At 74.1% G+C, this 14,480-nt stretch carries 10 protein-coding genes; 5 read left to right on the top strand and 5 right to left on the bottom strand.

All coding sequences use genetic code 11. The annotated features are described in order from the left end of the window. Window positions 1–75 precede the first annotated feature (75 nt). The 5 genes from ACP4IX_RS21315 to ACP4IX_RS21335 all read right to left on the bottom strand — a co-directional run bounded on the left by ACP4IX_RS21315 (window position 76) and on the right by ACP4IX_RS21335 (window position 5,314). Window positions 76–1,479: an aminotransferase class III-fold pyridoxal phosphate-dependent enzyme gene (locus tag ACP4IX_RS21315; protein ID WP_426556371.1), complete on the bottom strand. Its 1,404-nt coding sequence runs from the start codon at window positions 1,477–1,479 to the stop codon at window positions 76–78. Continuing rightward, window positions 1,476–2,597 (bottom strand): SDR family oxidoreductase, encoded by a 1,122-nt coding sequence (locus ACP4IX_RS21320; protein WP_426522200.1) that lies wholly within the window; start codon window positions 2,595–2,597, stop codon window positions 1,476–1,478. Before ACP4IX_RS21320 ends, ACP4IX_RS21315 begins: the two co-directional genes overlap by 4 nt. 50 nt (window positions 2,598–2,647) lie before the next feature. Continuing rightward, window positions 2,648–3,781 (bottom strand): acyl-CoA dehydrogenase, encoded by a 1,134-nt coding sequence (locus tag ACP4IX_RS21325; RefSeq protein ID WP_426522199.1) that lies wholly within the window; start codon window positions 3,779–3,781, stop codon window positions 2,648–2,650. Window positions 3,782–3,861: 80 nt separating this feature from the next. Further along, window positions 3,862–4,824 carry a bifunctional lysylphosphatidylglycerol flippase/synthetase MprF gene (locus ACP4IX_RS21330; RefSeq protein ID WP_426522198.1) on the bottom strand — a complete coding sequence of 321 codons (963 nt, stop codon included), beginning with the start codon at window positions 4,822–4,824 and terminating at the stop codon, window positions 3,862–3,864. Beyond that, window positions 4,808–5,314, bottom strand: a complete 507-nt coding sequence (locus ACP4IX_RS21335; protein WP_426556372.1) for a hypothetical protein — start codon at window positions 5,312–5,314, stop codon at window positions 4,808–4,810. The genes ACP4IX_RS21330 and ACP4IX_RS21335 overlap by 17 nt, the downstream gene beginning before the upstream one ends. Window positions 5,315–5,466: 152 nt before the next feature. Between ACP4IX_RS21335 and ACP4IX_RS21340 the strand changes: the two genes are divergently transcribed. The 5 genes from ACP4IX_RS21340 to ACP4IX_RS21360 all read left to right on the top strand — a co-directional run bounded on the left by ACP4IX_RS21340 (window position 5,467) and on the right by ACP4IX_RS21360 (window position 14,461). Next, complete coding sequence (locus ACP4IX_RS21340; protein ID WP_426522196.1) at window positions 5,467–6,927, top strand: PLP-dependent aminotransferase family protein; 1,461 nt, start codon at window positions 5,467–5,469, stop codon at window positions 6,925–6,927. A 201-nt stretch (window positions 6,928–7,128) separates the two neighbouring features. Continuing rightward, complete coding sequence (locus ACP4IX_RS21345; RefSeq protein ID WP_426556373.1) at window positions 7,129–8,715, top strand: alkaline phosphatase D family protein; 1,587 nt, start codon at window positions 7,129–7,131, stop codon at window positions 8,713–8,715. A gap of 154 nt (window positions 8,716–8,869) precedes the next feature. Continuing rightward, on the top strand, window positions 8,870–10,273 hold the full coding sequence (locus ACP4IX_RS21350) for an SWIM zinc finger family protein (RefSeq protein WP_426556374.1): 1,404 nt from the start codon (window positions 8,870–8,872) through the stop codon (window positions 10,271–10,273). Beyond that, window positions 10,270–12,975, top strand: a complete 2,706-nt coding sequence (locus tag ACP4IX_RS21355) for a DUF6493 family protein (protein ID WP_426556375.1) — start codon at window positions 10,270–10,272, stop codon at window positions 12,973–12,975. The genes ACP4IX_RS21350 and ACP4IX_RS21355 overlap by 4 nt, the downstream gene beginning before the upstream one ends. A 115-nt stretch (window positions 12,976–13,090) precedes the next feature. Beyond that, window positions 13,091–14,461: a GNAT family N-acetyltransferase gene (locus ACP4IX_RS21360; protein WP_426522192.1), complete on the top strand. Its 1,371-nt coding sequence runs from the start codon at window positions 13,091–13,093 to the stop codon at window positions 14,459–14,461. Window positions 14,462–14,480 lie beyond the last annotated feature (19 nt).

Below are 14,480 nucleotides of genomic sequence, written 5' to 3' on the forward strand. Positions count from 1 at the left end.
CCGGACACTGGTGCCAAGAGGTGGTGACCGGGGGCGACGGGCGGGCGGTGACGGGGCCGGCGGCCGGAGCCGGTGTCAGCCGGCCATGCGGTCGGCCGTGCTGTGCAGGGCCTCGGCGAGGACGGTGAGGAACAGGTCGAGCGCGGTGTCCTCGACCACGGCCGGCGGGGTCAGCCGCAGCACCCGGGCCGAGTTGAGGGAGTGGTTGACGAGCACTCCGCGGGAGATCAGCTCCAGCAGGAGTTCACCGACCGCCCGTTCCTCGGTGAACTCGATGCCGATCAGCAGTCCACGGCCCCGCACCTCGCGCACCAGCCCGCCCTCGTACGGCGCGCACACCGCCCGCACGGCGGTGAGGACGCGCAGGCCGAGCGCGGCGGCCCGGGGCACGGTGTTCTCCTCCTCCATGGCCCGTACGGTGGCGAGGGCGGCGGCACAGGCGATCGGTGAGGCGCCGAAGGTGGAGGTGTGCAGGTAGGGGTCGCGGCTGAAGGGTGCATAGGCCTCCGCGGTGGCGGCCATCGCGGCGATCGGTACGACACCGCCGCTGAGCCCTTTGCCGGCCAGCAGCACGTCCGGGCGCACGCCCTCGGCGTCGACGCCCCACCAGGTGCCCAGCCGTCCCATGCCGGTCTGGATCTCGTCGACGACCAGCAGGGCGCCGTACGCCCGGCACAGCGCCCGTACCCGGCTGAGGTAGCCGGGGCGGGGGATGCGTACGCCGCCCTCGCCCTGGACGGGTTCGACGACGACGCAGGCCCGGCCGCGGCGGACGGCAAGGGCCTGCTCGAGGTCGGCCGGGTCGTCGTAGGCGACCTGGATGACGTCGGGGAGCAGGGGCTGGAACGGCGTCTGGTACGTGGTGTTGGCGGTGACGCTCAGCGCCCCGAGGGTCTTGCCGTGGAAGCCCCCGCGGGTGGTGACCAACGAGGTGCGGCCGTGGGCGCGGGCCAGTTTCAGGGCGGCCTCGGTGGCCTCGGCACCGGAGTTGACGAAGTGGACGTAGTCCAGACCGGGCGGCGTGTGGGCGGCGAGGGCCTGGGCGGCCCTGGCGGCCACGGGTTCGAGGAAGACGCGGCTGGCCAGCGGGTGGGTGTCGATCTGACGGTGCACCGCCTCGACGACGGCCGGGTGGCGGTGGCCCAGGAGGAAGACGCCGTAGCCGCCGAAGTCCAGGAAGCGGCGGCCGTCGTCGGCGTGGATCCAGACGCCCTCGGAGCGGACTTCGGCCATGCCGCCCATGACCCGGCCCATGACGGCGCGGCCGGAGCCGATGTGCTTGAAGTAGAGATCGACGACGTCGGTCCGGTCGGGCGATGGGGCGGTCTCGGTGGACGGTGCGGCGGTCTCGGTCGAGGGGGTGGCGGTCTGGGTCGAGGGGGCGGCGGACCCGCCAGGCCGCACGGCGGACCCGGTGGGCGGCACGGCGGTCCCGGTGGGCGGCACGGTGGCCTCGGTGGGCGGAGGTGACACGGTCATGACGCCACCTCGCGCGGAGCAGCCGCGGCGGCCCGGTGCCGGCTGAGCAGGCCGGCCCGTTCCTCGGCCCAGCTCTCCGCGTTGCGCACGAGTGCGGCGCGGATGTCGGTGCGGGTCAGTCGGGTGCCGCAGTCCGGTTCGCCGAGGGAGGTGTCGAACGGCAGCTCCCGCTGGAACACCAGCAGCAGTTCGGCGTAGTGCTCCAGTCGCCGGCGGACCGAGGCGGGCAGCGCGGTGCCCTCCAGCATGGGCAGCAGCAGCCGGTGCACCGCCTCGACCGGAATGAGCCGGGGCCGCTGGGGCCGGGGCAGCCCGTGCCGTACGGCGACGTCCGCGCAGATGTCGGCGAACTCCCGTAACTCGATGGCCTCCTTCCCGGCCGTCAGCCAGTACTCGCCGCTGTCCACGCGGCCCCGGACCAAGTCACCGATGGCCCGCGCGACGTAGTCCTGGGGCACCATGTCGATCCGCGCCTCGGGGGCCCCGGGCAGCACGGGCACCTGCCCCAGGACCATCGAGCCGATCGTCTTGGTCAGGCCCTGCCGGCCGGCGATCCGGCCGGTGCCGGAATCACCCATGACGACCGAGGGCCGCACGATGGCGCCGGGCACACCCGAGTCACGTGTCATCTGCTCGGCACGGGTCTTCGAGTCGAGGTAGGCGGCGGCGCCGGGAAAGCGCCGGCGGTCCTCCTCCGTGGGGGTGTTGGCGGCGAACGCGGTACTCACCAGATACAGCGGGGCGTCGGCCCGGGCGGCCAGGTCGAGCATGCTGTGAGCACCGAGCAGGTTGGTGCGTGTGATGTCGTCCGGCGGGGTGCGCCAGTTGGTCTCGGCGGCGGAGTGCAGCACCACGTCCACCTCCCGGGCCAGTTCGTGCCAGGCCCGAGGGCTCAGACCGAGCCGGGGCGCGACGAGATCGCCCTGGATCTCGCGCACCCGCGGGTCGCTCAGGGGTGTGTTGCGGCGCAGGCACAGCAGGTCGCAGTCGGGTGACAGCTCGTCGATCAGAGCCCGTCCGAGTACCCCGGAACCGCCGGTGAGCAGCAGGGTGGGGCGGTCGCGCGGTCCCGTGCGGCCGGCCGGCAGCACGGCGGGGCGCTGGTTGTCTGACGGCATGGGTGTGTTCCCCCAGCGGGTCTCGGCCACCGATGGACGGTGGGGCGGGGTCAGGCGATGGCGAGCGGCCGGTCGGCCAGGTAGGCGGAGAACGAGCCGGTCATCCGGGAGCGCGACGGCGGGTGCAGGGAGAGTCCGTTGGCGCAGGCGGCCAGGTGGCCCACCTCGTCGGACGTCATGAAGTTGAGCCCGCCCAGCAGCTCGACCGCGCGCGGGACGACACGGGCGATGGCGTCCTGGACGCCGTAGCGCGCGTACAGGGCCTGCGCGAGCGCCGACTCGTCCAGGTCGCCGGCGTCGATACGGCGGGCGACGCCCTCGGCGGTGGCCATCGCGGCCTCGGTCTCGACGAAGAGGCGTACGCGGTCGTGCTCGGGGATGCGGTCGTTCAGCAGCACCCGCTCCACCAGCGCGCTCGCGGCGCCGAGGTAGCTGCCCGTCATCAGCGCCTGGAACCAGATCAGACCGGCCGTCTGGAGCTCGTCGAGCCGTTCGCCGGAGGTCGTCGCCGTGCGCAGCAGCAGTTCCGGCGGGACCAGGACATCGGTGAGCGTGACCTGTTCGCTCTCGGCGCCCGCGAGGAAGGCGCTGGACCAGAAGCCGCTGACGCTCAGGCCCTCGCTCTCCGCGGGCACGAGGGCTACGGCGAGTTCGTCGCCCTGCCCGTCCTCGCGCGGAATCACGACGCCGGCCGTGAGCACGTCCATGGAGCGGGCGAGGCTGCACGGTCGTTTGACGCCGTTGATCCGGATGCCGTCCCCGGTCACCGTCGCGGTCATCGAAGGGTCCAGGACGCCCGCGCCGCTGCGGCCCTCGGCGAAGCCGGAGGCGAGGAGACGGTTGGCCGAGGCCACGTCTTCGATCAGTGTCCACTCCAGGCCGTCGCCGAGGCCGCCGAGTCCGACCAGGGTGGCCACGGAGAAGTGGTGCATGGTGGTGGCCACGGCGAGGGACGGAGAGCGGCTGCCGATGGCCCGCTGCACAAGCAGTGCGTCCAGCGCGGTGGCGCCCCGTCCCTGATGGGACTCCGGGACCAGGAGTCCCGGGCCGCCGCTGTCCCTGAAGTGCCGGATGCCGGGGCTGCCCGGCCGCTCCAGCTCCATCAGCGGCGTCTCGCGCAGGGCGGGGTCCAGCTCGGGCAACAGCTTGGCGAGGGTGGCGCGTTCACGTTCGAGGAATCTCATGGACGTGGTCCTCCAGGGTGAGTCGGGCGGGAAATCCGCGCGTCGGCCGCCGGCACTCGCACGGCCGTGGAGGCGGTGGCTCACACGGCGTTGGTGGCGCGCAGCAGCTGCCACACGGCGCCGGGGCGTGGTCGGCCGCGGAAGGCGATGTACTCCGGGAGGACCACGTGCGGGGCCCACTTCTGCTTGTACTCGAGCTGGGAGGCCGCCGGGTACACCGCGTCGCCGCGCTCGGCCAGCAGCCGGGCGAACCGGGAGAACAGGCGGCTGGCGCCCGGTGGTTCGTGCTCGGGGTCCAGTCCGGTGAACGGGGTGAACCCGAAGTGCAGCCAGCCGGCGCCGTCGGCGGTCAGCCGTTCCATGACGGTGGCGTTGAGCGCCTCCATCACACCGGGCGGCGCGTCGGGTCGGCGCCGGCTGAGGTCGTGGAGCCAGCCGGGGCGGCTGCCGTAGACCGGCGAGTAGTTGATGTACCCGACGGCCTCGCCACCGATCCGCCCGACGAACAGACGGCGGTGCTTCTGGAGGCTCCCGTTCCGCTGGCCGACGAGAAAACGCAGTTCCTTGACGTGCCGGCCCTTCTCCCGCAGCCAGCACCGGTCGATCCGGTCCAGTTCGGCGCGGTCGTCGCCGTCCCGTACCTCGGCGACCTCGAGGCCGGCCCGACGGGCGCGCGAGATCTTGTTCCGCAGCCGGACGAACCGTGAGCCGCGCAGCGTGAAACGGCTCAGGTCGACGGCGTACGACGCACCGATCTGATTGACCGTGAAGCCGTGCGCCGCGTACAGCTCGGCATCCGCCCGCTGCAGTTGCACGGCGACCAGGCGGCGTCCGGCGTGTGCGACGAAGGCGTCCAGCAGTCGCGCGCGGTGTTCGGGGGCCGCGAACGGGCCGCCGAACTGGAGGACGTAACGGCCCGAGGTGCGATAGGCGCAGGCGCCCTCGAACCGGTCGTCGTGGAAGTACGTGTTCCCGCTGTTGAGGGCGAGAAAGGAACTGGGGTTGTCGCTGTGCGCGGCCAGCGCGTCAAGCACGGACGGCATCGGTGTCCTCCAGGGGGGTCCGCGACGCGATGCTTTCACCGGAATCGGCCGCCGAGTGATACCGCCGCTCGAAAGCCCGGAATTCAGGAGTGGTTGCCGGTTCGAAGGCGACACCGAAGGGTTTGAGGGAGTTCCCGAAGAGTGCGCGGTCTCCCATGAGATGGATCGGAAGGGCGAGCAGCGCCCATTCCGGCCGGACGAAGAGCGCCCACGCCCCGGCCAGGACACCTGCCGTGACCAGGCTGTGCATCGCGTTGTAGGCCACGTAGTAGCCGCGCGGAATGCGTCGGTCGGGGCTACGCCGGAAAGCGATCGCACCGGGTAGATAACCGATCGCGTCGATCACCACGAACAGCAGCACGAAAACACCCCAGCGGATCTCCGTACGATGCTGGAACGCGAGCACGAGCGATACGGCGAGAAAGCACAGCCATTCGAGTCGGGAGAGAGCGAAGGTGGCCTTCGTCTCGAAACGGTTCTTGGCGTCCACGGGCGCTCCTGGATTGCGCGTACGATTCCGGGGCCCGGCACCGGCCTGCCCCCTCGCTGTGGTCTGTCACTCCGGTTTACGCACCGGCGGGTCCAACCCCTCGTAAAGTGGGGGCGATTGAACGGACAATGATCCTCGGGAGGACTGTTCTCATGGCGTCAGCGCCGACCGGCCCGGACGGCCGCCCGAGCCCCGTCGGCCGCACCGTCGACGGCACGGCCGCCTGGGAGTTGCTCCTCCCCGCCGCCTCGGCACCGGCCCGCGCGCGTGGCCGCGCCCTGCAGGCGGCCCTGCGGGACGCCGTCCGCTCCGGCCGGCTCACGCCGGGCACCCGCCTGCCGTCGAGCCGGGACCTCGGGGCCGACCTGGGGGTGTCACGGGGGCTCGTGACGGAGGCGTACGAGCAGCTGACGGCCGAGGGCTACCTGCGCAGCGGGCGGGGCGCGGGGACCTGGGTGGGCGACGCCGTACGGGCCGCACGTCCACGCGCGCGCGACCTCGCCCCGCGCTCCGCGGGCGACCGGGCCGACTTCGTGCCGGGCACACCGGACCTGTCGCTCTTCCCCCGCTCGGCGTGGGCCGCCGCGCAGCGCGGGGTGCTGACGGAGCTGCCGCACGAGAGCCTCGGCTATCCCGACCCGCGCGGGCTGCCCCGGCTGCGGACCGCGCTGGCCGAGCTGCTCGCGCGACGCCGGGGCGTGGTGGCGGACCCGGAGCGGATCGTCGTCGTCTCCGGGGTGGCGCAGGCGACGGCGCTGATCGCCGACGTGCTGCACGCGCGCGGGATGCGCACCGCCGGCGTCGAGGACCCCGGCAGCCCCCAGCACGACGCCCTGTACGCGGCGGCGGGCGTCACCACCGTGCCGCTGCCCCTGGACGACGAGGGACTCGCCGTCGGCCCGCTGCGCGCCTCGGGCGTACGGGCCGTCGTGACGACGCCGGCCCACCAGTTCCCCACCGGGATCGCCTACTCCGCCCGGCGCCGGGCCGAACTGCTGGACTGGGCGCGCTCCGTGGACGGTCTCGTCCTGGAGGACGACTACGACGGCGACTTCCGCTACGACCGTGCCCCGGTGGGCGCGCTCCAGGGGCTCGATCCGGAACGCGTCGCGTACACGGGTTCGGTCAGCAAGTCCCTCGCGCCGGGACTGCGGCTGGGCTGGCTGCTGGTACCGGAGTGGCTGGCGGACGACATCGTGGAGCGCAAACGCACCACCGACCTCGGACATCCCACGCTCGACCAGGCACTGTTCGCCCGTTTCCTGGAACGCGGCGCCTACGACCGCCAGCTGCGCGTCTGCCAGCGCGCCTACCGCGAGCGGCGCGACGCGCTGGTCGCCGCGCTGGCGGAGCACTTCCCCGGTTCCCGCGTCTTCGGCATCGCCGCCGGACTCCACGCCATCGCCACGCTCCCGGAGCGGTACGGCCCCGAGGAGCGCTTCCTCGCGCGCGCGTCGGAGGCCGGGGTCGCGGTGCGCTCGCTGGCGGAGTACGGGCACGAGGCGGGGGGTCACGAGGCCGCCGGGAACGAGGTGCGGCTCGTGCTGGGGTACGCGCATCTGTCACCGGGGCGGATTCGGGCGGGAGTGGAGATGATGGCGAGGGCCGTGTGACGCGGCGAGGGACGATGCGCTCCCCGCACGGGCGCCCGGCGCCCCGGGACGGGCGGACGGACGGGGCCGCGCGATGCGCTCCCCGCGCGCGGGCGCCCGGTTGTTCACCCGGCGTTTGCGTGATCGCCGCGCCGCACCAGTAGGTCTGGCTCTGCACACTGGCCGAAACGCTGGCCGGATCCCGCTCCTGGAGGCGCATCCATGTCACACCGTCCGTTGCCCGGTCGCCGCAGCGTGCTGCGCGGCTCCCTTGCCGCGTCGGCGGCCCTGACCCTGCCCACCGCTCTCGGGGCGGCGCCCGCGTTCGCCCGTTCCGGGCGGCCGGGAGCGGGCTGGGGCGTGCAGACGGGAGACGTGACCTCCCACTCCGGTCTGGTGTGGGTGCGCTCCGACCGGCCGGCCCGGATGATCGTCGAGACGTCCGCGACCGAGTCGTTCCGCAACCCGCGCAGATGGCACGGCCCGCTGCTGGGGGCGGACACGGACTTCACCGGCACGACCCGGCTGCGCGGCCTGCCGCCGGGCGAGCAGATCCACTACCGGGTGCTCCTCGCCGACCCCGACGACCCGCGCCGCACCGGCCGGCCGGTCCCCGGCACCTTCCGCACCGTGCCGGTCCGCCGGCGTGAGGGAGTGCGCTTCGTGTGGTCCGGCGACCTGGCGGGCCAGGGCTGGGGCATCAACCCGGACCTCGGCGGCTACCGCATCTACGACGCCATGGGCGCCCTGGACCCGGACTTCTTCCTGTGCAGCGGCGACAACATCTACGCCGACGGCCCCATCGCCGCGACGGCCGAGCTGCCGGACGGCAGCACCTGGCGGAACGTCACCACCGAGGAGAAGTCCAAGGTCGCCGAGACCCTCGCCGAGTTCCGCGGCAACTTCCGCTACAACCTGCTCGACGAGAACCTGCGCCGCTTCAACGCGCAGGTCCCGTCCATCATCCAGTGGGACGACCACGAGGTGCGCAACAACTGGTACCCGGGCCAGGTGATCGCGGACACGGACAGCCGCTACACCGAGAAGAGCGTCGACGTCCTGGCCGCCCGGGCCCGGCGCGCGTTCGCCGAGTACTTCCCGATCTCCACGCTGCGCCCCGGCGCACGGGAGGGCCGCGTGCACCGGGTGCTGCGCCAGGGTCCCCTGCTGGACGTGTTCGTCCTGGACATGCGGACGTACCGCAACGCCAACTCCCCCGGCGAGGAGACGGTGGACCCGCAGGGCATCCTGGGACGCGAGCAGCTCGAGTGGCTCAAGCGGGAGCTGTCGCGGTCGCGCGCGGTGTGGAAGGTCATGGCCGCCGACATGCCGCTCGGCCTGGTCGTGCCCGACGGCGGCGAGGGGAAGCCGAACATCGAGGCGATCGCGCAGGGCGACCCCGGCGCACCGCTGGGGCGCGAGCTGCAGATCGCCGAGCTGCTGCGCTTCATCAAGCACCGTCGGATCACCGGCACGGTCTGGATGACGGCCGACGTGCACCACACCTCGGCCCAGCACTACCAGCCCTCGCGGGCCGCGTTCACGGACTTCGAGCCGTTCTGGGAGTTCGTGTCCGGGCCGCTCAACGCGGGTGCCTTCCCGGCCAGCGCGCTCGACGGCACCTTCGGCCCGGAAAGGGTGTTCGTGAAGGCGCCGACCGCGTCGAACGTCTCCCCCGCGGGCGGCTACCAGTTCTTCGGCGAGGTCGACATCGACGGCGACAGCGCCGAGATGACGGTACGGCTGCGCGAGCAGGACGGCACCGTGCTGTTCACGAAGGTGCTCCAGCCGGGCCGGGTCGGCCAGTAGTTCCCGTATAGCCTGTCGGGTGTGCCGCGCACCGGCGTCATCCCCCGGTGCGCGGCCCGCGCCCTGTGCTCCGCGCGCGGTCCAACTGACAGCCCTGCGGGTCCGTTTCGGCAGGCCGGGCCGATTGTCAGTAGCTGCCTCTACGGTTTTCCGCATGACGCGATCTCTGCAGGCCGTGGCGTATCGACGACGATCCGTGCTGGAATCCGCGGCGGGCGGGCGACGCCTGGGGCTGGAGACCTCCCAGGGGGCGACGCCCGCCGGCGCGGTGGACCACCCCCGGTTCTTCGCCGGGTTCCTGACGTCGCCCCAGAAGGCGTCCGCGGCGCTTCTCACGGTGGCCGACGTCGCCGCCGCGCGGTACCACCGGCCGCAGTCGCGCGCCTCGCTGGACCCGGTGGTGACGGGCAACGGCGACCGGCTGCGGTTCGAGTCCTTCTCCGGCTGCGGCGGGGTCTACGCACGGCTCGACGTGCTGGAGGCGGGACTCGACGGCGGGGAGGTCGGACACGGCACGACGAACGTCGACGTCAACGACCCGCTGCGCGAGGCCCTGTCCCGGATCGGTGCGGACGACCCGCTCCACCTGCGGGTGGGCACCGAGGAGCTGGCCGTCACCACGCTGGACGGCCCGGTCGTGGAGAAGAAGGTCCCCCTGCCGGACCGGTGGCTGCGCGGCTTCGCCGAGGCCCAGGTCACAGCGGCAGGCTTCGACCTGCGCGCCGAACTGGACGCCGGTGAGGCGGTCCGGTTCCTGCGCTCCCTGCCCCGCGCCGGCAGGAAGGGGACGACCGGCCCCCGCTGGGTCGTGCCGTCCGGGCGCACGCTGCGGCCGACGACCCGTGCGGTGCCCGGCGCGGTCTGCCTGCCCGGTCCGGAGCGGCTGGTCGCCCTCCAGCGGGTGCTGCGCCACGCCACGGCCCTGCGGCTGTACGGACCCGCGGTCGCCTCCGGTGCCGCTGCCACGGCCTCCGCCTGGCAGGTGTCCCTGCCGGGCATGCGCCTCACCCTCACCCTCTCCCCCGACGCCGCGCGCGGCTTCTCCGGCGAGGGCGGTGTCCTCGACGCGCTCGCCACCGACGAGGCGGCGGCGGACGCCGAACTGCTCTCGGTGCTGCTCGCCTGGGAACCGCGCATCGACATCGCCGACCTGGCCGCCGCCTCGGGCCTGGCGGCGGAGCGGGTACGGGCCGCGCTCATCCGCCTCGGCACGTCGGGACGCGTCGGGTACGACACGGCGGAAGCGGCCTACTTCCACCGGGAGCTGCCGTACGACGCGGAGCGCGTGGAGCGCCACAACCCGCGGCTGCGCTCGGCCCGGACCCTGGTGGCCCAGGGCGCGGTCACCCTGGAGGGAGCGATCGGGACGGTCGTGGCCGAGGACGGGCACGCGCACCGGGTGCGCGACGAGGCGGGGGTGCTGTCGTGCAGCTGCCGGTGGTGGGCCGAGTACCGGGGCGGGCGCGGGCCTTGCAAGCATGCGCTGGCGGTCCGGATGGTGCGGCGGGGCGCCGCGGCGGAGCAGGGGACGGCCCGGCCCTACGGGGGTGCGCGATGACCGCGACGACCACGGCGGCCACGGCGGCCACGGCGGCCACGGCAAGTGTGCTGATGGGTGCGGTGCGTGCGGGGCGGACGGCCGATGTCGTCTCGCTGCTCGACGGCATGACCGACGCCGAGCGGCGCCTGTGCTTCCCGGAGTTGAAGGCTCTCCGCACGGAGCTGAGGGCGGACGGCTGGAGCGCGGAGGCCTGCCGTGCCCATCCCGCCCTGCACGCGGCCGGGGCCGCCTGCCAGACCGGTGCCGCAGCCGTGGCCACCTGGCTCGCGGCCGTGGACATGCGCTGGTCGCAGGCGTCACCGGCGGTCCTCCTGCACGTCCTGGGCGACCGCGACCCCGGCTGGCTGGGCGACGTGGTGCACCGCCTTGCCCTGCGACAGCCCGCCTCCAACGTGTCGTACGAGCTGATGGCCGGCCTCGTGCGGCTCTCCGGCTGCCCGGTGCCGACGACCGAGGCCTACGTCCAGGGCTGGCTGCGCCACATCAGCGTCACCTCGCAGCGCGGCGGCACGCTCCGCGACCGCCTGCGGGGGGACCCGCACCTGGCGGAGCTCGTGGCCGCGCTCTTCCGGACCGACGGCGTCGGCGCGCTACTGGGCCGGCTGTCCGGAGGCGGGCCGGACGGCTGGACCACGTCCCTGGCGCAGCTGACCGCCGAGGGCGCGCTGGACCGGACGACGATGGCCGACGCGTGCGTGGCGCGACTGCTGCGCGGCGGCACGGCCACCGAACTCCGCGTGTTCCTGCGCCTCCTCGAGGATCTGGCGCTCACCCGGGAAGAGGAACACCGGAGGGCCTCCGACTGGACGGCGCTCGCCTCGGACGCGGTGTCCGCGGTGGCCGCCCACGCCCAGTCGGTCATGGGCGCCCTGGCCCTGGACGGACGGCTGCCGCCGCGGCGGCTCGCGGAGCTGACCGGCGCGGTGCTGTTCCGCCCGGAGAAGAAGCTCGTGCGTGCCCAGCTCGTGCTGCTGGGCAAGGTGCTCGCGCGGGACGCGTCCGCCGCCGGGGAGGTGCTGCCGGCCGCGGCGCGGGCGTTCGGGCACGAGGACTCCGACGTGCAGGAGCGGGCCCTGAAACTGGTCGAGCGCCACATCGGCAAGGTGACCTCCGCCGAGGTCCGCGGTGAACTCGCCGACGCGGCCGGTCAGTTGTCCCCCACTCTTCGGGCCCGTGCGGTCCGGACCCTGGGCGCGGCACCGGTGACGCCCGGGCCCCTGGCCTACGAGGAGGTACTGCCTCCCCCACCGGAGCCGCTGCGCCTGGCGCCCGCGCCCGAGTCGGCGGCCGAGCTCGCGGAGGAGGTCAGCGCGTTACTGGCGTCCGACGGCGACGTGGCCGCCTTCGAGCGTGCACTGGACGGGCTGGTCCGGCACGCCCACCGGGACCGTGACGCCCTGCTGGAGGCCCTCGAACCGGTGATCGCCCGCCGCTGGTGGGCCGACGACGAGCGGACCCACGGCCGCCACTGGGGCGACTCCTCCGGGGGTCACCACCAACTGCGGACCGGCGCGGGCGTGTTCGACTTCCTCCTTGCCACGCTCCAGGGGAGTGTGCGCCCCACCTCGCCGCACCGGGCCGTCCCGGACGATGGCGCGGATCACCGCTGCGTGCACAGCGCCCTGCTCGGTTCCTACGAGGCCCGCCTGCTGGAGGCGGCGTACCGGCTGAGCACCGATCCGCAGCCGTTCCTGCTGGCCACGCCCACCTGGGGCACGGGCCTGCTGGAGCCCGACGAGCTGGTGGACCGGCTGGACGCCTACCGGCGCCTGGGCAGCCGCGTCCCGGCCGTCGACTTCGGGCAGGCGCTGCTGCGGGTGCGGCGGGCCGATCGCGCGGCGGCCTCGGCGGCGGCCCGGCGGGCGTCGGCGCTGGGCACCGCGCAGGGAGAGCGGCTGGCCCGATGGCTGACCACCGAGGAGACCGGCCTGCCCACCTCCCGCTGGACCCCGGACGTCCGCATCCTGCTGGAGCTCGGCGAGGTGCCGGAACTGCACGACGGCCTCCCGGACGGGCTGCGTCAGCTGGGACGGCCGGTGAGCACCCGGCGCGAGGCCTGGTACTGCCGCGACTGGCACGGCGGCATACCGCATCACTGGCTCGCCATGCTGCCCGAGCGACCGGAGTTGGTGGCCGCGCGCCTGCTGCCGGACCTGTCCACGGTGGCCGTGGACAACGTCCGGGGCCCCGCCGCCGTCCTGCCGCGCCTCGCCGAGGCGGACGGCACGGCAGGCGAGGCCGTGCATCTGTGCCTGACGTACGGGCTCGGGGCGCGGCACGAGGAGGACCGGCTCTCCGCCGTGGACGCCCTGCTGGTGCTGGCGGCGCGCGGCCGGCTCGACACCGGCCGGCTGGGCGCGGACCTGGGCCGGTTGGTGAGGAGCGGCGCGGTGAAGCCGGCGCGGCTCGCCGACGCGGTACGGACGGCGGCGGCGACGGGGGCCCACGCCACTGTCTGGGGTGTGCTCCGAGAGGCGCTGCCGGTACTGCTCGCCGATCTCGCCACCGGCGCCCGGACGGCCTCGGCCCTCGGACTCGGCGAGCTGCTGACCGTGGCGGCCGAGTGCGCCGAGCGGACGGGGGCCCGGGGCGACCTGCCGCACCTGGCGGAGGCGGCGGACCGGCGCGGTGCGTCCCGGCTGGTGACCCAGGCCAGGCGGCTGCGGAGCACGCTGACGGGGGAGGTGGCCGCTCTCTGACACCACACGGGCAGAGAACGCAACAAATACCCCGGAAGCCTTCTTTACCCATCGGTCACAGAGCGTTCGTGATCAGGCAACACCGTTCCTTCACAGTGGGTGCATGACTCGAGACATGTCTGACGTGACGGATGCCGCGGCCCGCCTCGTCGAGCACGGCCCCGGAGTGCCCGTCATGCTGCTGGCCTCGGTGGCCGTACTGATCACCACGGCCGGGTTCCACAGCCGCTGGTCACGGCGCCGCGGACACGCCCCGCCGGCGGACGATACCGGCTCCCGGCCGCCAGCCGCGGCGGCGGCCGGGAGCCTGGCCGAGGACGAGGCCGTGACCGGGACGGGCGCCGCACCCGGTACCCGTATCGGCACCGATGCCGGTACCGATACCGATACCGCAGACAGCGCGCTGTGGCGGATGCGGACGACGGTGCGGGACGCACCGGGGTCGTTGGCCGTCCTGTGCACGGCCCTCGCCGACCGGCGGGTGGACATCCTGAACCTGCAGACGCACCCGCTGGCCGAGGGCACGGTGGACGAGTTCCTGCTCCGCGCCCCGGGTGAGCTGACGGGGTCCGAGCTGGCCGGCGTGGTGTCGGCGGCAGGCGGTGCCCACACCTGGACCGAGCGGGCGGACGCCCACGACCTGGTCGACGCGCCGACCCGGATCCTGGGACTGGCGGCCCGCACGGCACTGGACACGGCGGAACTCCCGCTGGCGCTGCGGCAGTTGCTGGGCCGGTGCACCATCCGGTCGGTACCGGCGGCCGGGGGGCGCGCGGCGGACGACGTACCGCCGGAAGGCGCGCTGGAGGACACCGTGCTGCGGCTGCGCGCGCCGGGGGGCGGGGTGATCAGTGTCGAGCGGCCGTATCTGCCCTTCACCCCGGCCGAGTTCGCGCGGGCGCGCGCTCTGGTCGAGCTGGACGCCCGGCTCGGACCGCGCGTCCCGCGCGGCCGGGACGCGCTGACGCTGCCGGAGGGGAGCGACATCACGGTCCGCCGGGCCGACACGCGTGACGTCCCGGCGGCCAAGGCGATGCACGAGCGGTGCTCGGCGCGGACGCTCGGGATGCGGTACCACGGCCCGGTCGGTGACGCCGACCGGTATCTCAACCACCTGCTCGGCCCGCGCTACGGCCGAACCCTCGCCGTGCAGACCGCATCGGGGCGGATCGTCGGGCTGGGGCACCTGCTGTGGGACGGGGACGAGACGGAGGTCGCGCTGCTCGTCGAGGACGCGTGGCAGCGCAGGGGCATCGGCGGTGAACTCCTCGGCCGGCTGGTGACGATGGCGGCCGAGGCGGGCTGCGCGAGCGTGTACGCCGTGACGCAGGCGTCCAACACCGGCATGGTCGCCGCCATGCGCGGCCTGGGTCTCCCCCTCGACTACCAGATCGAGGAGGGGACCCTGGTCATCACGGCCCGCCTGGACGCGGCGGCCCGGGCCGCGGCGCGGCTGCCACGCGGGGAGCGGATCGGCACGGAGTGAGCGCCGACGGGCGGTGTCG

Origin of the sequence: Streptomyces sp. WG5, from assembly GCF_049974565.1 — a bacterium.
Classification (GTDB): domain Bacteria; phylum Actinomycetota; class Actinomycetes; order Streptomycetales; family Streptomycetaceae; genus Streptomyces.

Coding starts and splice junctions, on each gene's coding strand:
- ACP4IX_RS21330 (WP_426522198.1), bottom strand. CDS start 4,824: ATGCCGTCCGTGCTTGACGCGCTGGCCGCGCACAGCGACAACCCCAGT.
- ACP4IX_RS21315 (WP_426556371.1), bottom strand. CDS start 1,479: ATGACCGTGTCACCTCCGCCCACCGAGGCCACCGTGCCGCCCACCGGG.
- ACP4IX_RS21360 (WP_426522192.1), top strand. CDS start 13,091: ATGTCTGACGTGACGGATGCCGCGGCCCGCCTCGTCGAGCACGGCCCC.
- ACP4IX_RS21355 (WP_426556375.1), top strand. CDS start 10,270: ATGACCGCGACGACCACGGCGGCCACGGCGGCCACGGCGGCCACGGCA.
- ACP4IX_RS21340 (WP_426522196.1), top strand. CDS start 5,467: ATGGCGTCAGCGCCGACCGGCCCGGACGGCCGCCCGAGCCCCGTCGGC.
- ACP4IX_RS21325 (WP_426522199.1), bottom strand. CDS start 3,781: ATGAGATTCCTCGAACGTGAACGCGCCACCCTCGCCAAGCTGTTGCCC.
- ACP4IX_RS21320 (WP_426522200.1), bottom strand. CDS start 2,597: ATGCCGTCAGACAACCAGCGCCCCGCCGTGCTGCCGGCCGGCCGCACG.
- ACP4IX_RS21350 (WP_426556374.1), top strand. CDS start 8,870: ATGACGCGATCTCTGCAGGCCGTGGCGTATCGACGACGATCCGTGCTG.
- ACP4IX_RS21345 (WP_426556373.1), top strand. CDS start 7,129: ATGTCACACCGTCCGTTGCCCGGTCGCCGCAGCGTGCTGCGCGGCTCC.